Source organism: Hymenobacter convexus (assembly GCF_030580955.1).
Taxonomy (GTDB): domain Bacteria; phylum Bacteroidota; class Bacteroidia; order Cytophagales; family Hymenobacteraceae; genus Hymenobacter.
The window spans coordinates 438550-460755 of sequence record NZ_JAUQON010000004.1 but is presented as its reverse complement, the minus strand read 5'-3'; the positions used below and the strand labels follow the sequence as shown (position 1 = coordinate 460755).

Sequence of the window (22206 nt, the reverse complement as noted above, 5' to 3'; positions counted from 1 at the left end):
TGAGCGGAGCCGAAGCATCTCTACCGCAATACTAAATGAAGATTAGTTGCGCGGTAGAGATGCTTCGGCTCCGCTCAGCATGACGTTCCTTCGACTTCATCAGACCATGTTTCTTCACATACTTCGCTTCGAGCTGCGCTACCGGTTCACGCAGCCCAGTACTTACCTGTATTTCGGCGTGTTTGCGCTGGCGGGCTTCCTGTCCCAAACGGTGGAAGACTTTGGGTTTGCCAGCGCCAAGGTGCACGTCAACTCGCCCGATGCGCTGGCGCAGCTGCACATCATCGCCTCCATTCTGGGCATGTTTGTGACGGCGGCTATTCTCGGCACGCCCATTTACCGCGACGACAAGGACGGCATAACGGGTCTGGTGTACACCACGTCCATCACCAAGCCGGCCTACTTGAGCGGCCGGTTTCTGGGGTCGCTGCTGGCCATCTGGTTCATTATGAGCGGCATCTCGGTGGGGGCGCTGCTGGGCATGCTTATGCCGTGGGTGGAGTCCGACAAGCTGGGGCCAGTGATGCCGCTGGCGCTGCTAGGGCCGTTGGTGTTTGGGGCCTGGGTGAACGCGCTGTTTGCGGGCTGCATTTTTTTTGCGGCTTACCTGCTGTTTCGCTCGCCGCTGGTGGTGTATCTGGGGGGAATTGTGCTGTTTGTGCTGTATCAGGTTTCGTTCACGTTTGCCAACAAAGTCAGCAGCGACCACCTCTTTGCGCAGCTCGACCCGTTTGGGCTGGGCGCCAAGAACATCGATGCCAATTACTGGACCATTGCCGAGCGCAACACCCGGCTGCTGAATTTCTTCGGGGGCGAGCTGGTGCAGAACCGGCTGCTCTGGGGCAGCATTGGGGTGGTGCTACTGCTGGTGGCGTGCGCACTATTCCGGCTGGGCCAGCCCAAAACCCGCGTGAAAAAGGCCGCGCCCGAAGCGGCTCCGGTTATGGCCGTGGCGGGCGGCTTGCGCCGTTCGCCGCAGGCGTTTGGGGCGGGGCTGGGCTGGTGGCAGCTGCGCCAAATGGTGAAAGTGCAGGCGCTGAACGTGGTGCGGGCCTGGCCGTTTCGGGTGCTGGCGCTGCTGGGCGTGGTGTTCGTGCTTTTCAACGCCTACTTCACCTACGAGGACGCTCGTGGCATTCAGATGCCGGTGACGTACCTGATACTGCGCCTGGTGAACGACAATTACACGCTGTTCCAGATTCTAATCATCACCATTTACGCCGGCGAGCTGGTGTGGCGCGAGCGGGACACTCGGCTCCAGCTGGTTTTCGATGCGCTGCCGTTTTCGAACTGGGTGCCGTTTCTGAGTAAGCTGCTGGCACTGCTGGCGGTGCAGGTGCTGCTTACCCTGGTGATGGACGGGGTGGGGCTGGCCATTCAGCTCTACCGGGCACCGGCGCTGGTCGAGCCGCTACTCTACTTCAAGGATTTCACCCCGCAGGTGGCCAACGTCGCCGTGCTCTGCACGCTGGCTCTGGCCGTGCAAACGGTGGCCAACAACAAGTACGTGGGCCACGCCCTAATGATGGTGTACTACGGGGTGGTGTTTCTGCTGGCCGATGCGCTAGGGTTGCACCACGCGTTGCTCAAGTTTGGGGCGGCCGTGCCTTATACCTATTCCGACATGAACGGCTACGGGCATATGGTGGCGCCGCTGCTGGCCATCAATACCTATTACCTGGCCGGGGCGCTGGTGCTGGTGCTGCTCACGGGCCTGCTTTGGGTACGGGGCAACGATGCTGGCGCGGGGGCTCGCATGCGGCTGTTTGGGCAGCGGCTGCGCGGGGCGGGCATGCGGCCGGCGCTGGCGGCGGGGCTGGGGCTGTTTTTCGTGGCCGGCGGCTGGGTGTTCTATAACGCCAACATCCTCAATCAATACGTGACGCCCAAGGCCCTGGAAGCCCGGCAGGCCGCCGCCGAACGCGCCTACAAGCGCTACGAAAACCTGCCGCAGCCCAAGATTGTGGCCATTCGCCTCAACGCCGACCTGTACCCCACGGCCAGCCCGCGCGGCTACCGCATGGCGGGCACCTACACCCTGCGCAACAAGGAAAGCCGGGCCCTGGATACCCTCTTCATCAACTACGACGCCAACCCCAGCCTCACTAACAGGCTCAGTTTGAGCCGGGCGGCCCAGGTGCTGCACAACGACCCCGTGGCCGGCGTGCGCCTCTACCGCCTGGCCCGGCCGCTGGCCCCCGGCGACTCGCTTGACCTGCGTTTCGATGTGGCGTACCGCGCCCGGGGTTTCACCTCGCGCCTCAAGGCCAACGGCGTGTTCGACTGGGCCACTATTTCGCCCGAAGACCGCCTGACGGCCAACGGCACCTTCCTCAACGACCCCGGCCTGCACATTGGCTACCAGCCCGGCAGTGAGCTGGAAGACGACAACGTGCGCCAGCGCAACGGCCTCCGGCCCAAAGACCGCGCCCGCCGCCTCAACGACCCGCGCGGCCGCAACCAGGCCGATTTTGGGCCCGATGGCGACTACGTGCGCTACCAGGCCACCGTGAGCACCGACCCCGACCAGGTGGCCATCACGCCGGGCTACCTGCAAAAGGAGTGGCTGCAATACGGCCGCCGCTACTTCCGCTACCAGATGGACCAGCCCATGATGCCCATGGTGTCGGTGCTGTCGGCCCGCTACCAAATGCACCGCGAAAGCTGGCAAAACCCCGCTGGCGGCCCGCCCGTGGCCATCGAAATCTACCACGACCCCAAGCACGGCTACAACGTGGCCCGCATGGCCGAGGCCCTGCGTAAGGCCCTGCCGTACTATACGGCCGCTTTCGGGCCCTACCAATACCGCCAGATTCGGGTGCTGGAGTTTCCGCGCTACAAGTCCTTCGCCCAGAGCTTCCCCAACACAGTGCCGTTTTCGGAAAGCGCCGGCTTTATTGACGACCTGCGCGATTCCACCAAGCCCGACCTCACCTTTTTCATCACCAACCACGAGTTGGCCCACCAGTGGTGGGGCCACCAGCTGGTGGGGGCTAACGTGCAAGGGAGCAGCATGCTCGTCGAGTCGCTGGCCGAATATTCGGCCATCATGACGGCCAAGCACGAGTTCACGCCTAATAAGATGCAGCAGTTTATGCGCCGCGAGCTGGACAACTACCTGCGCGGCCGCCGCCAGGAGCGCAAAAAGGAGCAGCCCCTCATGCTGTGCGAGTCGCAGCCCTACATCCATTATTACAAGGGCGGCATGGTGTTCTACGCCCTGCAGGACTACATCGGCGAGGACAAGCTGAACGGCGCGCTCCGGGCCTTCATCACCAAAAACCGCTACCAGACCCGCCCGTACCCCAACACGGCCGACCTGATGGCCTACCTGCGCCAGGCCACGCCCGACTCGATGCAGTACGTGCTGCACGACATGTTCGAAACCATCACGCTCTACAAAAACGAGCTAAAAAGCGCCACCTACACCCCGCGCCCCGACGGCAAATACAACGTCAGCCTCACCATCAAAGCCGAAAAGCTGCGCGCCGACAGCCTCGGCAACGAAAAGTCTATTCCGGTGGCCGACTACGTGGACCTGGGCATTTTCGGACCCGATAAGTCGCAGGGCGAGGCCTGGGACGTGCGCGGCAAAGCGCTGTTTCTGAAGAAAATCAAGCTCACCAAGCCCGAAACCACGCTTTCCTTTGTGGTGAATGAGAAGCCCGTCAAAGCCGGCGTCGACCCGTACCAAAAGCTGATTGAGCGGTATTACATTGATAATGTGAAGTATGTAGACGAACAGAAAGCTGGCTCAAAGCCGGTGGCGGTGAAGTGACTGGTAGCGTGGACGCTGCGAGTCCGCGCCTGGCTGAGGGACGGTCTAACGAAGCGCGGACTCGCAGCGTCCACGCTACAGCCCAAAATCCGGCACTTCTCGCACCTCACCGGCGGCTAGGTCGCCCAGCCACGTGTCGCCCACCCGCACCCGCACCAGCCGCAGCGTGGGGAAGCCCACGGCGGCCGTCATCTTGCGCACCTGCCGGAACTTGCCTTCCGTCACGATGATGGAAACCCAGGACGTGGGCCCGTGGCGGTCGTCGCGGATTTTGCGGGTGCGCGGGGCGAAATCCGGCGTGGCGTCGAGGCGGCGCGCCTGGCAAGGGTTGGTGATGTATTTCACGCCGTGAATGCCGATTTCGACGCCGGTTTGCAACTGCGCAACGGCCGCGTCGGTCATCAGGCCATCGACCTGGGCGTAGTATTCCTTCTCGATTTTGCGGCTGCGCACCAGCTCACTCATGCGGCCGTCGGTGGTGAGCAGGAGCAGGCCTTCGCTGTCCTCATCGAGCCGGCCGATGGCCATGATGCCTTCGGGAAAATCGTGGAATTCGCCCAGCTTTTTCTTCTTGGCCTCACCCGCAAACTGGCTGAGGTAGCCGTAAGGCTTGTGGATGAGGAAATGGCGGTGCGACATGAAATTTGAAGAAATATTGCCTCGGCAATGGGCGCGCTAAAGTGCTTGTTTTTCTATGCGAAAAACCAGTTGGCCAAGCTTTGAACTGCCGCAAAAGTAGTCTCATTAATAGCTGGGAGGCGAATCCTTGCCAGCGACGGGGCGCGTAAGGAATAAACACCCAAACCCGTTTTCTGATGCCAACGCCTACCAGCCCCTACGTCCGCTACGCCGATGGCGTGGAAGAAATCCAGCCCAACGAAGAACAACTCACCAATGAAACGGTCGAGTCGATGGCGCGGGTCAACCGCTTCATGTTCGAGAAGCACCGCCACGCCATTCGCGACGCCCACGCCAAGAGCCACGGCGTGCTGCGCGGCGAGCTGCACATCTATCCCAGCCTGCCCGAGCACCTGGCCCAGGGCCTATTTCGGGAGCCCCGGGTGTATCCGGTCATTCTCCGCTTCTCGTCGGCCCCCGGCGCTATCGACCCCGATACGCAGTCGGCAGTGAAAGGGCTGGCCGTGAAAATCATTGGGGTAGAGGGCCGGAAGTTCCTGCCCGACCAGGCGGACGAGGTGACCCAGGATTTCCTGATGGTGAACGATACCATCATTCCCACCGGCGACATTAAGAGTTACCACGACATGCAGCTGCGCCAGGAAAAGGTGTTTCTGCACGCCCCGGAGGTGGCCACCACCATCCTGACCGAAGCCGGCACCCTCATCAACCAGGCCCTCGATGCCGTGGGCCTGAAAAAAGAAATCCCACTCGTCGTGCCGCCCCATCCCCACAACAACATCATCGGCGAAACCTTCACCACGCTCGGGGCCATTCGCTTCGGCGACTACGTGTCGAAAATCAGCGTGGCACCGCTGTCGGGCAATGTGCAGGCCCTGGCCGGCGAGCAGGTGAAGATTACGGAGCCTGCCGGCTGGCGCGACCTGGTGGTCGACTTTTTCCGCAGCCAGGGGGCCGAGTATGAGCTCCGCGCCCAGCTCTGCACCGACCTGAAAACCATGCCCGTGGAAGATGCCTCCGTGGATTGGCCCCAGGACCAGAGCCCTTACCAGGGCCTCGGCAAAATCGTGATTCCGGCGCAGGATGCCTACAGCCCCGCCCGCCGCGTGTTTGCCGATGACGTGCTGTCGTTCAACCCCTTCCACTGCCTGGCCGAGCACCGGCCGCTGGGCTCCATCAACCGCGCCCGCATCAAGGCTTATGAAACGTCGTCGGCCTACCGCCACCGCATGAACGCGCAGCCCCGCCGCGAGCCGCGCGACATCAACGAACTGCCGGACTGAGGTTTTCAGCTGTGTTAGATTGACTAAAGGAACGTCATGCTGAGCGGAGCCGAAGCATCTCTATTGCGAGAGTGAATAAATTACTTACGCGGTAGAGATGCTTCGGCTCCGCTCGGCATGACGTTCCGATTTCTATTCTGGCGGCTCTCAATGCTGCTGCTCAGCCCGGATTTTCTCGGCCACTTCCACCATCGGCGCTACCCAGATTTCCTTATCGTGCGCCTTGAGGTAGCGCAGCAGCTGCCGATGCGCCGCCAGGTCCACATTCAGGCTGTGCCCGCCGCCCACGCCGTGAAATAGAAACACCAGCAGGGTGTGCGACGCTTGCGCCTGTTTCACAAGGTCAATCATGTATTGGCCGTTTTGGCCGTTGATGGAGTAGGCGTCCACGTTGCTCAGGTCGACCTGGGCGGCCGTTTGCAAGCCGGGCGACACGCCCCGGGCGGCCACAAAGTCGGTTTTCAGCTGGTCGTAAAATTTCACGCCGCCAATCTGCAAATCGCCGCAGGGGTAGGCGAAGGTGCGGGCCGTTTTGCCATCGATGGCGCTGAGCAGCGCGTTGTTGGCCCTGATTTCGTCCACGGCGCGGCCCACGGTGTAAGTGTGCAGGTCGTGGTCGGGCTTCACAAAGCTGCGGCCCGGCAGGCTCCCATCGCAGGGGTGAAACAGGGCGTGGTTGCCCAGCTCGTGCCCGCGCTGGGCGGCGCGGCGCCATTCGGCCAGCCGCTTTTTGATGACGGGAGAGGAGCCGATGAGGTAGAAAGTGCCCCGGAACTTGGCCGAATCCAGGGCCGGTACCACGTTGTCGAGGTCCACGTCGATGGCGTCGTCGTAGGTGAGCACCACGGCGCAGGGCTTGCCATTCCACTGATTTGGCGCAGGCGAAGTTTGAGCGACAGCCGCGCCGGCTGTCAGGAAGCTGGCAGCCAGCGCCAGGGTGGGGGATTTCATCGGCGGAAGGGTAAGGTCGGGGGCAAAGATGCGCCGCGCGGCGCGCTATTTCACCTCTTCCACTTCCACGCGCCGGTTGCGCACGTCGGGCGAGGGGTGCAGGGGGCGCGTGTCGCCATAGCCGATGGTGCTGATGCGGCCGGCCGCGATGCCGGCCTGCACCAGATAGGCCTTCACCGCTTCGGCCCGCTGCTCGCTCAGCACCTGGTTTTTATCGGGCTCGCCCACTTTATCGGCGTGGCCCGAGACGCGAATTTGCAGCTCCGGGCGCGCTTTCAGCTCGGCGGCCAGCTGGTCGAGGGCCGGGCTGGATTCGGGCAGCAGCTCCGGCTTGCCTACCTTGAAGAGCACCGTGGGCAGGACCACCGGCGTGGTCGAAATCAGGGGGGCGGCCGGCGCGGGGCGGGCCGTATCCGGGGCCGCCACGGGCGGCGCGGGGGCCGGTGGCGGCATCTCTTTCGGCAGTGTGCCCGTTACTTTGACGGTGATGGGCACGGCCGAGCTTTCCTTGGTTGGGTAATAGCCTTGGGTGATGTAGAACGTGGTGGTTTTGGTGAGTTTAGTGCGGAAAATATTGCCGGTATTTACGGGCTGCTTCAGTTCGGCATCGGCGTACCAGAGCACGTTGCGGCCCGAGACGCGGAGGCTGCTTTCGACTCCCGCCGGCACCGTGGCGGCCGATTTCAACTTCACGCGGTAGAGGGTGAACGTTCCCACCGAGCAGTCGCCGTGGGGGCGGTAGGTGGCGTGGCCGGTCAGCTTTTCCAGGGCCGGGTCGTAGGTGAAGGTGATGGAGCCGTCGCACCAGTAACTAAGTGGCGTTCGGCCGGTTTCGTTCAGCTTATCAACGTGTTCCAGGCGCAGGCCCGTGGCCGTGCGGGTGCCCTGCATCTGGAACGTGACCGTGACGTTGGGGTTGCCGCCCACTTCCTCGTAGAGCACGCCAAACACCGCCGGCCCTTTGCTTTGCTGCAGCCGGAGCAGCGACGGCCAATAGTCGTTTGGCTTGGTGGTTTCGTTTTCCACGCCCTGCCAAATGCCCGTCAGGGATTGGGCTTGCACGGGGCCCGCCAGCAGCAGGCAGCCCATGCCGTACCAAAAGCTGCGTTTCATAAAGCGAAATTAAAAAAACAGAACGTCACGCTGAGCGGAGCCGAAGCATCTCTACCGCAGGAGTAATTGAATTACTTACGCGGTAGAGATGCTTCGGCTCCGCTCAGCATGACGTTCTGGATATCTTGAAAATTCCCGTTTCTACGCTACCCCAAATACGCCATGTCTTCCGCTGTGAGCTGAATTTCGGCCGCTTTCAGGTTCTCGCGCAGGTGCGCCAGCGACGAGGTGCCCGGAATCGGCAGAATCCAGGGCGACTTGTGCAGCAGCCAGGCCAGGTTTATTTGGGCTTCGGAGGCGCCGTACTTTTTGGCGATTTCGGCAATCTGGTTGTCGGCTTTCGGCAGCGAGTTCACCAGCGAAAAGTACGGAACGAGCGGAATGCCGTGCTGCTCGCACAAATCCAGCACTTCCTCGCCGCCCTGGCTGTCGCCGTGGCCCAGGTTGATGGTGGTGCGCTGGCCGTGGCCGTACATGTTTTCGACGGTGGCGATTTCGCCCAGTTGAAGGCCCGCTTCCAAGTCGGCGCGGCTCACGTTGCTCAGGCCCACGTGCTGGATTTTGCCTTCGCGCTGCATCTCAAACATGGCCCCGAGCTGCTCCTCAAACGGCACGCTGCCGTGCCCAATCAGCCGCAGATGCACCAGCTGCACCTGCTCCTGCTTCAGGGTGCGCAGGTTGTTTTCGATGCTGGTGCGCAAGTTTTCGGGCGTATTGAAGGGCACCCAGCTTTTGTCGGGGCGGCGGGTGGCGCCCACTTTCGTGCAAATCACGAGGTCGGCCGGGTAGGGGTAGAGGGCTTCGGCAATGAGGCGGTTGGTGACGTCCTCGCCGTAGTAGTCGGCCGTGTCGATGAAATTGACGCCGCTGGCCACGGCGGTTTTCAGGATTTCCAGGGCCTGCGGCCGGTCGGCCGGCTCGCCCCATATTTCGGGGCCGGTGAGGCGCATGGTGCCGTAGCCCAGGCGGCTGACGGTGAGGGGGTGGGCGGAATGTTGGGCAATGGTGATGGTGGACATGAGCGGGGATAAGGGTTAAGGTATCGAAGAAGACGGTTTGGCGGCCGGGATGTTTGAAATAGTTTGTCTGCCGGTAAAGACCGTCATGCTGAGCGCAGCCGAAGCATCTCTACCGCAATGGTTAATTCTTTAGATTAGATTACTCTTCGCGGTAGAGATGCTTCGGCTGCGCTCAGCATGACGTTCTAAAAAGCTACCATTCGTGCGTAATTCGCACCCGATGGCAAATTCTCCCTCGCCCTGGCAGCGGCCCCTGCAGCGCTTCTACTGGCATTCGGTACTGGCCCTGACGGCCTTTTTCGTGCTGGGCACGCTGCTGCTGGTGCTACTGGTCCGGGGCAAGCTTTCGGTCCTTGATGCGCGGCTGGCGCTGGAAGTGGGCGGGCCGGTGGGCCTGCTGGTGGCCGGGCTCGAAGTGTACGTGTACCCGCAGCTGTTTGCGCGGGTGCGGCTGGTGGCCCGGCTGGGGCTGGGCATGCTGCTGTACCTGGCGGGTTTCTGGCTGATGCTCTTCCTCATCCGCCGTATTTTCGGCCATGCCGTGGACAACAATCTGCTGGCCGCCCTCGACGCCGAAGGGTTTCAAAGCTGGCGCAGCCTGGCCATCCGGCCCGAGGGCACGGCCTTCGTGCGCCTGCTCACCGGCTACGGCATCCTGAGTTTGTTCACTTCGCTGCTCTACCAGCTGAGCAACAAAATAGGTCAGCCCGCGCTGCTGCGCCTGTTTCTGGGCCGCTACCATCACCCGGTGGCCGAGCAGCGCATCTTCCTGTTTGTCGATGTGAAGGGCTCCACCTCGCTGGCCGAGCAGCTGGGCAACGAGCGGTACAGCCAGTTCATCCGGGATTTTTTCTTCGACATGGGCGCGCCCATCGTGGCCCACCGGGGCGAGATTTACCAGTACGTGGGCGATGAAGTCGTCGTGACCTGGGAGTGGCAGCCCGGCATCGCGCAGGCCCGCTGCGTGCGCTGCTTCTTCGCCATGCAGCAGGCCATAGACCGGCGGCGCGACTATTACCTGCGCACCTACGGCGCCGTGCCCGCCTTCAAAGCCGGCCTGCACGGCGGCACGGTGATGGCCACCCAGGTCGGAGCCATCAAAACCGAGCTGGTCTTTCACGGCGACGTGCTGAATACCACCGCCCGCATTGAGGCCCAGTGCAATGCGCTCAACAGCCGCCTGTTGCTGTCCGCCGCGCTCTACGAGGCGTTGCCGCAACCCGCCGGGTTTCAGTTTCGGGCGATGGGGGCGTTTCCGCTGCGGGGCAAGGCAGGCACCATGGCCCTCTACTCGGCCGAAACCCGCTAGCACTGGCGCATTTCGCTGACGGTCACTTATTTTTGTTGAAATCCGCCGTTGCCAACCTTCCGCTCATGTCTGCCCCTGACGAGTATTTTGATGATTTTGTTGAGCCCGACGCCCAGCGTATTCCCCTCGGAGAAGAAGTGGGCGCCGACGGCCCGCGTGACCTCCGCCCCAGTCTCACCGGCGTAGTGGCCACCACGGCCACCAAGCTGCTGCCCCTGGTGGCCCTGCTCGATTCCATCCAACCGTCAGTCACGAAAGAATCGGTTTTCCGCATTCGACGCCGCAAAATCAAGGAGCATTTCGCCGAAGTGTACGCCGAGCTGCACGCCGAGCGTCCCCGCCGCGAGGCCCTGCTGCACGCCTTCCGGGCCCTGGGCGAGCTGGTGCAGGAAGAAACCCGCGACATCAGCAAAGACGAGCTGAAGCAGGCCGCGAAGGAAGTCGTGTTGGCCACGCTGCAGAATGCGCCCGCGCTCATCAACATCGCCCACCAGGCCCGGCTACTGGCGTAGGGGCGTGGAATTCAGAGCGTCCTGCTGAGCGAAGACGAAGCATCTCTACCATGCAAGTAATTACTACTGCGGTAGAGATGCTTCGCCTTCGCTCAGCAGGACGCTCAACTATATCCAGGCAAATCTTTATCCGTTCCGCTTCACATCATACGGCACGGCCATGCCCAGGAGCGCCTGCGCCACCGCTTCATCCGAAGCAGCGCCGCTCACCAAGATTTCGGCCACCAGCCCGCGCTGCCGGTCATCGCGAACGGTAATGGAGTCCACCGTCAGGCCAGTTACGGCAGCCAGCTGCTTCGAATAAACCCGGCTGATTTCCTGTTTGGCCAATGCGGGTTTGAAGATTTTGCCAATGGCCGTGAGCGGCAGCTCGGGCGCCGTGTACACCTGTTTGGGCCAGGCGGCGCGCTCGGGAATGTGAGTTTCGGCAAAGGTGCGCAGTTCGGCTTCCGATGCCGTTTGGCCGGGGTGCAGGGTCACGTAGGCCACGGGCAGTTCGCCGGCGTGGGCGTCGGGGCTGCCGATGGCGGCGGCCAGGGCCACGGCCGGGTGGGCCATCAGGGCATCTTCGATGACTTTGGGGTCGATGTTGTGGCCTCCGCGAATAATGAGCTCCTTTTTGCGGCCCGTGATGTAGAAGCCGCCCTGCGCATCCATCCGGCCCAGGTCGCCGGTGTTGTAGTAGGGGCCCTGGCCGTCGCCGGTGTCCACCCAAATGCCTTTGTTGTGCTCGGGCTGCAGGTAGCCGGCGAAAATATTGCTGCCCCGCACCACCATCACGCCGCTTTCCTCGGCCTCGGCGAAGCGCTGAAATTCGCCGGTCTGCTCGTCCAGCACCACAATGCGCACGTCCTGATACGGCACGCGCAGGCCGATGCTGCCCGGCATGGGCGCGCCCGCCAGCGGCCCCACCACGCTGATGCAGCTGCCTTCGGTGAAGCCGTAGCCTTCCACCAGCCGCAATTTGGTGCGCTGCTCGAAGGCCCGCAGCAGCTCCACCGGCAGCGGCGCCGCCCCGCAAATGGCGTAGCGCAACGAGCTCAAATCGTGCCCCTCAACGGGCAACGTGAGCAACTTGCTGAAGATGGTGGGCACGCCGCTGAAGAGCGAAATGCGGTAGTGCGCTACCAGCTGCCAGAAATTATCGAGGATGCCCGGGCCACGGTAGCCCGCCGGGCTACCCAGCACCACGGTGTGGCCTAGCAGCCACGGTACGCTGCCCGTCACTACCACGCCATTAACGTGGAACAGCGGCAGCCCGCAGAAGAACACCAGCCGCTCGGGCGCCGCCTCACCGCCCAGCAATTGCGACGAGGCAAACGTGGTGCTCGTAATATTATAGTGGGTGAGGGGCGCGATTTTGGGCGTGCCCGTGGTGCCGCCGGTGTGGAAGTAGCAGGCCACGTCCGTCGGTGCCAGCTGCCGGCCCGACACCAGCCGGTCCGACGGCTGGCGCTGGCTGGCTTCGGCAAAATTCACCACCTCAATGCCTGGCAAACTCAGTTTGGGCTGCATCAGCCGCAGCCCGCCGAGCAACATGCGTTGCGCCAAAGGCAGATAGTGGAGCAAATCGACGGCGATGACCGTGCGCAACGTCGGCACCAGCGGGGCCACGGCCTGCACCTTCTGCCAGATGTCGGTTTTGGGGAAAGCGCGCAACGTGACGAGCACCCTGGTGCCGGCCGCGTTCAGGATTTCGGCAATCTGGGCCGGCTCCAGCAGCGGGTTCAGCGGGTTGACGATGCCGGCCGCCTGCCCACCCCAGAGCGTGAAGTGCGTTTCGGGCAAATTGGGCAGCAGGTACGATACGACATCAGTGGGCCCCACGCCCAGCTCGTGCAGCATGTTGGCCGTCTGGTAGCAGCGTTGCACCAGTTGCGCGTAGGTGAAATCGACCGACTCGGTGGGCCGCTCCCCGCTGAATACGAAGCGCAGGGCCAGCGCCGCCGGGTTGCGGTCGCGGCCGCGTTCCAGCAGGGCCAGGGTGTGGGCGGGCACAGGCCGGGCCGCTAGTGGCGTTTGCTCAATGGTCAGAATGTCGTCGAGGTTGCGGTAGCCCGGCATAGAAGGGGGAGGAATGCATCGGCTTGCGCCGTTTGAGGTGTTGTTATTCCTTCAAAAGTAGGCCCGGTACTCCGCGCGCCAAGCCGCAAACGGCCGGTTGGGTATTTTTCAACCATTTATTTGGGCGAGTTGAGGGCGCAGCGTGACAACGCTACCATTGATTTTTGGTAGTGCGCCGGACAAGTTGGAACTGATACGCTCAGGCAAACCAGCGGGTCACTGCCTGTTGGAGTGCGCTCGCATCAGGGGTTTCATCCGCTGCCCAGGCCACCACACCGTCGGGCCGGATAAGCACCGCGCTCAAGCCCAGCTGCGCCTGCGCCCGACGCGCCGCATATTTCAGGCGGCCATCATACGCCTCCGTCGCGGTTTCCAGCGAGGCCTTATCGTCAAAATCAAGCAGCAGGCCCTGGCCATCGTGCAAAAGGTCGCCTAACGTCGTGCCGTCGTCGAAGGCAATATTGGGCGCGCTGCGGCCGGCCAGCGGGTGGGCCGTGCCGAGGTCGTAGTGCGTACCGATGCCCCAGACACGGCCGGCGAAATAGGTGGCCCCGTCGCGCGTGGCCAGGAGGTCGCGGACGATGGCATGCAGCGCGCGGCCCTGGGGGCTGGGGCTCATGAGGGCCACCTGCGCGCGGGACCAATCCAGTACGCGCGCGCCAATGGGGTGGCGCTCGGTGAAGTAGCTGTCCAGCAGTCCGGCCGGCGCTTGCCCGCGGATGGTGGCCGCGAGCTTCCAGCCCAGATTCATCGCGTCGCCCAAGCCCAGGTTGAGCCCCTGGCCGCCCAGCGGCGAATGAATGTGCGCGGCATCGCCGGCCAGTAGCACGCGGCCGTGGCGGTAGGCGGTGGCCTGCCGGGCCCGGTCGGTCCAGGTGGTGGCCAGGTGCAGGGCGCTGATGGTGATGTCGGTATCCGAGATGCGGCGGAGCACCGCCTGCGCGTGTTCGCGCGTAACGGGCTGGCCGGAGTTGTGAAAGGACCCGCCGTCAAAATCCTGCATGATGACGTAGCCGGGCTGCGATTGCAGGTACATGCCGGTGGCGGTCAGGTTGCGGCCCAGGCGGAGCTTCTCGGGGTCGGCCAGGTCCACTTGGGTGGTGTAGCCGGTGAACTCGGGCTCGGTGCCGACAAATTCAAACCCGCTCAGCTTGCGCACCACGCTCCGGCCGCCATCGCAGCCCACCAGCCACTGGCCCGCGAAAGTGTGGCCATCGGCCTGCACCGTCACGCCGGCTGCGGTTTGCTGGAAGTTTATAATCCCAAGCCCGCGCCTGATTTCAACGCCTAGAGATTCGGCGCGGCGCGTGAGCACCGTTTCCAGCTCAGCCAGTTCCGATAAGAGGCTGGTTGCGGTGGCACTGGGCAGGCGGTAGGGCCACTGCTTGGGGTCAACATCGGCCTCATAAAAGGGGATGCCGGCGAAGTGCCCGACCTGGCGACGGGCTGCTGGCTCGGTATTTTGGTGCGGGTTTTTGAGGCGCTTGTGCAGTTCCAGCTCCTGCAGCAGCCCCCGTCGGTGCAGCGCTTCCACCGAGGGCGCGTTGAGGCCCCGGATACCAAAGGGCCGCTGTTTCAGGGGCGAGTGCGGGTTTTCGGCTTTTTCCAACAACAGCACCGAACAGCCGGCCAGGCCCAGCTCGCAGGCCAAGAACAGCCCCACCGGCCCGGCCCCGGCAATAATGACGTCGTAAGTAATCGGTTGATTGCGGGCGGAGTCCGCGTTTTTCAGAGTGGTTTTCATGCCACAAAGCTCCGGCCATCCTCCGCCTCAAGCTTGTAGAAACGCGACAAAACCGGGCCCCATCGCCTGCTGCCGGCTCCGGGCTTTGCGGGCAAAGGCGGCGGGCGTGGTGCCGCTGTAGCGCTTGAACTCCCGGCTCAGGTGGGCCTGGTCGGTATAGCCCAACTCGTGTGCCAGGCCGGCCAAGCTGGCCGCCGGGTGGTGCCACAAGTGGTTGCGGGCCTGCTCAAACCGCATCAGGCCCGACACGTCTTTCACCGTGTAGCCCGCCGCTTGCTTGAACTTGCGTTCCAGGGTGCGCACCGTGGCGTGGGCCGCTGCGGCCACCTGGCTCACCGGCAGGGCGCCGCCGGCGGCGCTCATGGCCCCGCCGGCTTTGGCCAGCAGTCGGCCGGGGGGCGTTTCAGGCTGGCGTTGCAGGAAATACCGTTTCACTTCCGCTAAGGCTTCGGCAATATTTCCGGCCTCAAGCCACTCTGCCAACGGGGCCTGCAGCTCGGCAATGGAGTGTTGCATCACCCGCACGCCGTCCTGCCTCGGCGGCAGGCCTAAGAGGGCGAATACCGTCCAGGGGAAGCACCGGATGCCGATGATTTCCAAGCTGTTTTGCGAATAGAAATGAATTGGCTGGTTTAGCAGCCCCACCATAAAAGGGGAGGACAGTAGTTGCACGCCCGCTGGGGTAGCCACGCTACAGGGGCTGCCGAAATAAAAAATGATTTCCGCATAGCCGTCCGGCTGAACCTCGAAGGCCGTGGGCACTGCCCCGAATTCCAGCCGGTCGTACCACAGGCACTTGATGGTTTCGGCCAGCGCCGCCGGGGGCTCAAATTCCTGGTGATGCATAAGGAAAGATAGCACCACGCGCCCGGGCCAATATCGAAATAGCCCTCCAATACCGCCAATTTGCCCCAAATCATAAATTGAGACGGGCCAACGGATGATTTGAGCCCCGGCGCCGAAACCGGCGCTTCACCTTTGTCGGGTTCATAAGGCGCTGCCTTGGCCCGGCCCCGGCGGCTCATTTCTCTCCCATTTCATGCGTCAACTTTTTCGCCCCCTCACCCTGCCTGCTTGGTGGCAGGACGCTCTGCTCGCCCTGCCGCGCATCGTGTGCGGCTACCTGCTGGCCTCCGATTTCGGGGCCGCCAAATTCGGCCTGCCCTGGTCGCCGCCCGACAACAACCTGGGCTTATTCGAGGTGGCCTTCTGGTTCCCGAACGATGTGGCGGCCTACGGGGGCATCTTCGCGCTGTTCCCCAATTTCTTCGCCTGGATGGGGGCTTTCAGCGAAGCCATCGGCGGTATATTGCTGGTGCTAGGGCTGCTCACGCGGCCGGCCGCTTTTCTGGTGTGCTGCACCATGCTGGTGGCCGTGTTTATGCAGCAGTGGCAGGAGGGGCTGTGGAACATGCTGCCGGCCGCTGGCTTTCTGTGGGCTGCCCTGCCAGCGCTGGTGCTGGGCTCCGGCCGCTTCGGCCTCGACTACCTGCTGACAAAAACGAAGCTGCCGGTTCCCCGGCCCAGCCTGGTGGCGCTGGCGCTGGTGGCCCTGCTGCTGCCCGGCTGCGTGCAACCAGCCCACGACAAAACCGTGGTGTACCTGCTCGACGTGAGCGGCTACCCCAACGTGCAGCAAGTGGGTGTGCGCGGCCGCGACAAGCCCCTAACCTGGGATTCCGACCTGCTGCTGACGCCCATCAAAAAAGACAGCCTCTACCGCGCCGTCGTCACCACGCACACCGGCTACAAAATCACGGAAGTGAAATTCACCCTCAACGGCGACTTTGAGCTAAAGGAGAAAGCCAACCGCCGCATCCTTTTCGGCCCCGCCGACACCACCGTGTACCGGGCGCAGTTCGACGTGGTGCCCCGGTAGGAGAGGTAGGCCGCCCGGTTGGGGCGGCGTTTTTCAACCGGCCGAATCCTGTTGCTCAAACGCCAGCCGGTTCGACGAACCGGCAGTCCGCCAGAGCCCGGCGCGGGCTACGAATCTTCCTCTAGCTCAATGCCCTGATGGCTCTTTTTAAGCACTGGCTGCCGGGCTTTGCCCTTGGGGCGGCCTTTACGGAACGTGATGCTCCAGATGCTGTCGTAGTCATCGTCGGGCCATTCTTGGGGTTCGGCTATGCCCAGGGCCTCGGCAATTTTCACGATGTTGTGGTGCTCCCACACCAGCAGCACGGTGCCGCGGCGGCGCCGCAGTTCCTTTACAAGGCCCTTGATTTCATCGGGCGCATAGTCGCTGTTGATGGTCAGGTTGTGCTGCACGGCGTAGGGCAGCACGGTTTGCATCATTCGCACCCGGGTGGTTTGGTCCTTGTCGGTGCCAATGCAGGGCACATAGGTGAAGTCCGGCGGCCGGGGCATCACCCGGTTGAGCACGTCGGGCAGGGCCAGCGCCCGCTCAAAGCCTTTGGCGGAAAGATTGTCGCCCTCGGTGGGCTTTTCGCCGTGTCGGATAATGACCACCCGCAGTAGCGGGCCCTTGGGCACCGGCGGCGTCTTGGGATGCACCGGGTTGAGGTGGTACAGCAGAAACAGCTTGGCCCTGTCTACTTCGTGGAAATGGTCAATCATAAACAAAGGGAGTGAACAGCAGCCGATAGGAGGCAAATAGTGCCCAGCCCGGCTACAAGCTAGCTGCGGCATACTAGCCCGGCCGACGTAGGGTTGCAAACCAGCATCAGCCAGGCACTGCTGACCATAGCGAAGCCGATGCGCAGTTGCCGAGGCACGCCGTGTCGCGCGGCTGGCCCGTTTGGCCCTTTAGCGCCGGGGATGCTTTAGGTGGTACTTCGTGTATTGGTAATTGCCGGTGCCCAGCTGGTCGTGCTCATTCAGATAGGTAATCCAGTAGTCCTGGCCGCTCTCGAAGCGCCAGTGGCCCGTTTCGCGGATGGAATCTTGCTGTTGCACCACAAAAACGTTGTTTTCCCGCAACTCTAACACACACGGCCGGCAGTTTGGGTAGTCAGTGAGTTGGTAAGTCCCTATTTCATCCTGCTCCCAGTCCTTATCGATTTGATAGGTTCTGAAAACAAAGAAGCTTAGTAAAGCTACCAGCGCTATGAAGCCAACGGCCGCCCTGCGCCTGGTAGCCCGGCTCTTGGTTGTCAGCAACTGAAATAAAAAGCGCAGGGCAAATACTCCCGGCAGGAAGTAAAAAAGCAGCAGGCGCATCAGAATGGCGATGTTGACCACTCGAGGTTATTTAAAAGGACAGGGTGTGATTGAACCTCGCTGCCGAAATAGGGAAGGGCTCGATGGGCGCCAAAGGTATGTGTCACCCGCGCCCCCAGCCGCTGCCGAAGCAGGCCGCGTCGCGCCGCCGCACCCGCCCGGCCCCTGCGCCCGCCCCCGTGCCCTTGGTGCCTCTCGAAGCCGTTGAGGAAGCTTAGTGTGTCTGGAAGTTGTGCCCGGTGGGGACGTGGGGACAGGGCTTCTTTAAGCATAACTCCCTGTCCTTCCGAGTTGGGAAAAGCAAGGCGTTAGTCGGCGAATGCGAAACTATTTAAATCTGAAGTGTTTGAGCTGGTCTGGAGTCAATTCACCATTTCTCTCAGCTCCTGAATAAAAATATTTGTGGTCATGACCATTAGCGAAGTTCAGTGCTATAAACTCTGATGGTCGGCAGTCAGGAATAATTTTGCCTTCATAAAATACGTGCTTTCTGTCTCTAGCGTACCCTTTATTTATGATTTTGAAAGTCTTGCTATCTGCTGAATCCACTATAGAATTTGCATAATAAATTCTGTTTTCGTCTTTAGCCCAAGCCTGATTCAATGGTTTGAAATTCAGACTAGGTTTAGGAATTAACTTTTTACGCCCCCAAAAGACATTCATTGAATCACGGGACCAAGGATACTTTGAGATATTGAAAGATGCTGGGTCAGCGTCTTTAATTACGAATTCCTGCCCGTTCCCGAATCCAAAAAAGTAAACATAAGATTTGTCTTTAAAATAGTATTCGGCCACAGGTGCAAAAGTTGCTGCGTCAGCGCCTTCAAGAATCCGCGTCCTATAAAATACGTGATTCTTGTCAACCGCTAATCTTGAATCAAAGCTCCTGAATGAAGCATAATCAGCTTGTGGTATTTCGTTTTTACCAATACCAACGCTTTCATTCGCATAGCGCTTGTATACCCTCCCATCTGATTTAAGATAGTTTGAGCAAGAGCAAATTGACACAGTTATGCAAATGATTGAAGCATAGTAAAGAATTGTCAGCTTCATAGTGTCGACATTCATATCAATTCATTTAGCAAAAAGGGCATTACCTCAACAAGGTAACGCCCTTTTTAAATGGCTAACACAACAACCTACATATTCCGCCGGTACTGTCCGCCGACCTCAAACAGCGCGTTGGTAATCTGGCCGAGCGAGCAGTATTTCACCGTTTCCATCAGCTCGGCGAAGAGGTTGCCGTTGGCCACGGCCACTTGCTGGAGCTGCTTGAGGCGCGCCGGTGCCTGGTCGGCGTTGCGTTGGTGCAGCAGCTGGAGCATGTCGATTTGGTACTGCTTTTCCTCCTCCGTGGCCCGGATGACTTCGGCCGGCACCACCGTGGGTGAGCCCTTCGACGAGAGGAAGGTATTCACCCCGATGATGGGGTACTCGCCGGTGTGCTTCAGCATCTCGTAGTGCATGCTTTCCTCCTGGATTTTGCCGCGCTGGTACATGGTTTCCATGGCCCCGAGCACGCCGCCGCGCTCCGTGATGCGGTCGAACTCGAGCAGCACCGCCTCTTCCACCAGGTCGGTCAGCTCCTCGATGATGAAGGAGCCTTGCAGCGGGTTTTCGTTCTTGGCTAGCCCCAGCTCGCGGTTGATGATGAGCTGAATGGCCATGGCCCGGCGCACCGATTCCTCGGTGGGCGTGGTAATGGCCTCGTCGTAGGCATTCGTGTGCAGCGAGTTGCAGTTGTCGTAGATGGCATACAGCGCCTGCAGCGTGGTCCGAATGTCGTTGAAGTCGATTTCCTGGGCGTGCAGGCTGCGGCCCGAGGTCTGGATGTGGTACTTCAGCATCTGGCTGCGGGCGTCGGCGCCGTACTTCAGCTTCATGGCCTTGGCCCAGATGCGGCGCGCCACCCGCCCAATCACGGCGTACTCCGGGTCGATGCCGTTGGAGAAGAAGAAGCTCAGGTTCGGCGCGAAGTCGTTCACGCTCATGCCCCGGCTCACGTAGTATTCCACGAACGTGAAGCCGTTGCTCAGCGTCAGGGCCAGCTGCGTAATCGGGTTGGCGCCCGCCTCGGCAATGTGGTAGCCGGAGATGGACACGGAGTAGAAATTCCGCACCTTCTCGGTGATGAAATACTCCTGCACGTCGCCCATCAGACGCAGCGCAAACTCGGTGCTGAAAATGCAGGTGTTCTGGGCCTGGTCTTCCTTCAGAATGTCGGCCTGCACGGTGCCGCGCACCTGCGTCAGCGTCCGCGCCTTGATGGTGGCGTACACATCGGCGGGCAGCACGTCCTCACCCGTCACGCCGAGCAGGAGCAGGCCCAGGCCGTCGTTGCCGGCCGGCAGTTCGCCCTGGTAGCGGGGGCGGGGCTGGCCCTTGGCCGCATAAATCTGGTCGACTTTGGCATCGACTTCCTCCGTCAGCCCGTGCTCCTTAATATATAGCTCGCACTGCTGGTCGATGGCCGCATTCATGAAAAACGCCGCCAGCGTAGCCGCCGGGCCGTTGATGGTCATCGAAACCGACGTGCTGGGGTTGGCCAGGTTGAAGCCCGAATACAGCTTCTTGGCATCATCGAGGCAGGCGATGCTTACGCCCGCGTTGCCGATTTTGCCGTAGATGTCGGGCCGCAAATCGGGGTCCTCGCCATACAGCGTCACCGAGTCGAAGGCCGTGCTCAGGCGCTTGGCGGGCAGGCCCATGCTCACATAGTGGAAGCGGCGGTTGGTGCGCTCCGGCCCGCCCTCGCCGGCAAACATGCGGGTTGGGTCCTCGCCCTCGCGCTTGAACGGGAACACGCCCGCCGTGTAGGGAAATTCGCCGGGGAAATTCTCCTGCATGGCCCAGCGCAGCCGGTCGCCCCAGCCCGAGTAGCGCGGCACCGCCACCTTCGGAATGTCGTTGCCCGACAGCGACTTGGTGTGCGTCTTCACCCGGATTTCCTTGCCGCGCACCGAGTACACGTACTCCGGGTTGCGGTAATTCTGCAGGGTGTTTTCCCAGTTTTCCAGGATGGCCTGGCTGTCGGCATCGAGCCGGCGCAGCTGCGTCTGCTTGTTCCTAGTGAACTCCTCCACCATGCTGTCGGAGCTTTTCTTCTCGTCGCGGTAGTGCTCTTCCAGCTTCGCAAACGCCCCAGCTACTTCGGCAATATTGGCCTGCTCACGCACGCGCTGGTCGTAGGCGCGGTTGCTTTCGGCAATCTCGGAGAGGTAGCGGGTGCGGTGCGGCGGGATGATGTAAATCTTCTCCGAATCCTCGGCGCTGGTTTCCAGGTGCGAAGCGAAGGTGGCCCCGGTCTTGGTTTCCAGCATCTTCAGCACCGCCCGGTACAGGCGGTTCATGCCCGGGTCGTTGAACTGGGATGCTATCGTGCCAAACACCGGCATCTGGTCGGTAGGCGTATCCCAGAGGCCGTGGTTGCGCTGGTACTGCTTGCGCACGTCGCGCAGCGCATCCAGCGCCCCGCGCTTGTCGAACTTGTTCAGGGCAATCACGTCAGCAAAGTCGAGCATGTCGATTTTCTCCAGCTGCGTGGCCGCGCCATACTCGGGCGTCATCACGTACAGGCTGGCGTCGGAGTGCTCGATGATTTCGGTATCAGACTGGCCGATGCCCGAAGTCTCCAGAATAATCAGGTCGTAGTTGGCGGCCCGCACCACGTCCACGGCGTCCTGCACGTAGCGCGACAGCGCGAGGTTGCTCTGGCGCGTAGCCAGGCTGCGCATGTACACCCGCGGCGAGTTGATGGCGTTCATCCGAATCCGGTCGCCGAGCAGCGCGCCGCCGGTCTTGCGCTTGCTGGGGTCGACGGAAATAATGGCAATGGTCTTGTCCGGGAAGTCCATCAAAAACCGCCGCACCAGCTCATCCACGAGCGAGGACTTGCCCGCGCCGCCCGTGCCGGTGATGCCGAGAATAGGGGCCGCGTGGCCCGCTTTCAACGATTGGTTCTGGCTGTTTTCGCTCAATTGAAACTCCGAAACCAGCTGCGATTTCACCCGCTCAAATTCCTCGGGGAAGTTCTCCGCTGCCGAAATCAGGCGGCCGATGCTGCGGGCATCTTTCTCTTTCACGTGGCCGGCTTCGCCGTTCAGGTTTTCACCGGTGGGAAAATCGGCCTTTTCCAAAAGGTCGTTAATCATGCCTTGCAAACCCATCGCGCGGCCATCATCCGGCGAGTAGATGCGGGTGATGCCGTAGCCCATGAGCTCGGCAATCTCGGTGGGCAGAATTACGCCGCCGCCGCCGCCGAAGATTTTGATGTGGCCCGCGCCGCGCTCCTTCAGCAGGTCGTGCATGTACTTGAAGTACTCGTTGTGCCCGCCCTGGTAGCTGGTGATGGCAATGGCCTGGGCATCTTCCTGAATGGCGCAGTCCACGATTTCCTGCACCGAGCGGTTGTGGCCGAGGTGAATCACCTCCGCGCCGCTGCTCTGAATGATGCGGCGCATGATGTTGATGGCCGCATCGTGCCCGTCGAACAAAGCGGCGGCGGTGACGATGCGAACGTGGTTCTTCGGTTTGTAGGGCGCGGTGGGAGCAGGGTGCATAAGACAAAGTAGCGCGGACTTTTAGTCCGCGACCATAAGGGTGGAAAACGCA

Annotated in this window: 16 protein-coding genes; 5 read left to right on the top strand and 11 right to left on the bottom strand. The window is 61.7% G+C overall.

The genetic code is table 11. The features are described from left to right. Positions 1–106: 106 nt before the first annotated feature. Positions 107–3778: an ABC transporter permease/M1 family aminopeptidase gene (locus Q4S41_RS11185; protein ID WP_305031197.1), complete on the top strand. Its 3672-nt coding sequence runs from the start codon at positions 107–109 to the stop codon at positions 3776–3778. A 75-nt stretch (positions 3779–3853) separates the two neighbouring features. On the opposite strand, the gene Q4S41_RS11180 is transcribed toward Q4S41_RS11185, so the two are convergent. Next, positions 3854–4417 (bottom strand): pseudouridine synthase, encoded by a 564-nt coding sequence (locus Q4S41_RS11180; RefSeq protein ID WP_305031196.1) that lies wholly within the window; start codon positions 4415–4417, stop codon positions 3854–3856. Positions 4418–4593: 176 nt separating this feature from the next. Here Q4S41_RS11180 and Q4S41_RS11175 point away from each other — a divergent pair, with 176 nt between their 5' ends. Beyond that, positions 4594–5700, top strand: coding sequence for a catalase family protein (locus tag Q4S41_RS11175; protein WP_305031195.1), 1107 nt, complete (start codon positions 4594–4596; stop codon positions 5698–5700). 147 nt (positions 5701–5847) lie between these two features. Here the strand turns inward: Q4S41_RS11175 and Q4S41_RS11170 are convergent, their stop codons facing one another. The 3 genes from Q4S41_RS11170 to Q4S41_RS11160 all read right to left on the bottom strand — a co-directional run bounded on the left by Q4S41_RS11170 (position 5848) and on the right by Q4S41_RS11160 (position 8783). After that, the gene (locus tag Q4S41_RS11170) at positions 5848–6651 is read right to left on the bottom strand and encodes a polysaccharide deacetylase family protein (RefSeq protein WP_305031194.1); all 804 of its coding nucleotides are present in this window, start codon (positions 6649–6651) and stop codon (positions 5848–5850) included. A gap of 45 nt (positions 6652–6696) precedes the next feature. Then, positions 6697–7764 carry an OmpA family protein gene (locus Q4S41_RS11165; RefSeq protein ID WP_305031193.1) on the bottom strand — a complete coding sequence of 356 codons (1068 nt, stop codon included), beginning with the start codon at positions 7762–7764 and terminating at the stop codon, positions 6697–6699. A gap of 146 nt (positions 7765–7910) precedes the next feature. After that, complete coding sequence (locus tag Q4S41_RS11160) at positions 7911–8783, bottom strand: aldo/keto reductase (RefSeq protein WP_305031192.1); 873 nt, start codon at positions 8781–8783, stop codon at positions 7911–7913. A gap of 220 nt (positions 8784–9003) precedes the next feature. On the opposite strand from Q4S41_RS11160, the gene Q4S41_RS11155 reads away from it, so the two are divergent. Together Q4S41_RS11155 and Q4S41_RS11150 are read left to right on the top strand one after the other, a co-directional pair. After that, on the top strand, positions 9004–10092 hold the full coding sequence (locus Q4S41_RS11155; RefSeq protein WP_305031191.1) for an adenylate/guanylate cyclase domain-containing protein: 1089 nt from the start codon (positions 9004–9006) through the stop codon (positions 10090–10092). 65 nt (positions 10093–10157) lie between these two features. Next, on the top strand, positions 10158–10604 hold the full coding sequence (locus Q4S41_RS11150) for a hypothetical protein (protein ID WP_305031190.1): 447 nt from the start codon (positions 10158–10160) through the stop codon (positions 10602–10604). Between the two features lie 126 nt (positions 10605–10730). Here the strand turns inward: Q4S41_RS11150 and Q4S41_RS11145 are convergent, their stop codons facing one another. The 3 genes from Q4S41_RS11145 to Q4S41_RS11135 all read right to left on the bottom strand — a co-directional run bounded on the left by Q4S41_RS11145 (position 10731) and on the right by Q4S41_RS11135 (position 15258). Further along, complete coding sequence (locus Q4S41_RS11145) at positions 10731–12668, bottom strand: acyl-CoA synthetase (protein ID WP_305031189.1); 1938 nt, start codon at positions 12666–12668, stop codon at positions 10731–10733. Positions 12669–12867: 199 nt separating this feature from the next. Then, positions 12868–14412 (bottom strand): FAD-dependent monooxygenase, encoded by a 1545-nt coding sequence (locus tag Q4S41_RS11140; protein ID WP_305031188.1) that lies wholly within the window; start codon positions 14410–14412, stop codon positions 12868–12870. Between the two features lie 27 nt (positions 14413–14439). Further along, on the bottom strand, positions 14440–15258 hold the full coding sequence (locus Q4S41_RS11135; protein WP_305031187.1) for a helix-turn-helix domain-containing protein: 819 nt from the start codon (positions 15256–15258) through the stop codon (positions 14440–14442). Between the two features lie 193 nt (positions 15259–15451). On the opposite strand from Q4S41_RS11135, the gene Q4S41_RS11130 reads away from it, so the two are divergent. Beyond that, positions 15452–16291 carry a DoxX family protein gene (locus Q4S41_RS11130; protein WP_305031186.1) on the top strand — a complete coding sequence of 280 codons (840 nt, stop codon included), beginning with the start codon at positions 15452–15454 and terminating at the stop codon, positions 16289–16291. A gap of 107 nt (positions 16292–16398) precedes the next feature. On the opposite strand, the gene Q4S41_RS11125 is transcribed toward Q4S41_RS11130, so the two are convergent. The 4 genes from Q4S41_RS11125 to Q4S41_RS11110 form a co-directional block, all read right to left on the bottom strand. Beyond that, positions 16399–16992: a histidine phosphatase family protein gene (locus Q4S41_RS11125; RefSeq protein WP_305031185.1), complete on the bottom strand. Its 594-nt coding sequence runs from the start codon at positions 16990–16992 to the stop codon at positions 16399–16401. Positions 16993–17181: 189 nt separating this feature from the next. After that, a complete protein-coding gene (locus Q4S41_RS11120) occupies positions 17182–17616 on the bottom strand; it encodes a hypothetical protein (protein ID WP_305031184.1) in 435 nt (144 codons plus the stop codon). Between the two features lie 306 nt (positions 17617–17922). Continuing rightward, positions 17923–18663 carry a DKNYY domain-containing protein gene (locus tag Q4S41_RS11115; RefSeq protein WP_305031183.1) on the bottom strand — a complete coding sequence of 247 codons (741 nt, stop codon included), beginning with the start codon at positions 18661–18663 and terminating at the stop codon, positions 17923–17925. A 71-nt stretch (positions 18664–18734) separates the two neighbouring features. Further along, positions 18735–22154: a methylmalonyl-CoA mutase family protein gene (locus tag Q4S41_RS11110; protein WP_305031182.1), complete on the bottom strand. Its 3420-nt coding sequence runs from the start codon at positions 22152–22154 to the stop codon at positions 18735–18737. Between the last annotated feature and the right edge of the window lie 52 nt (positions 22155–22206).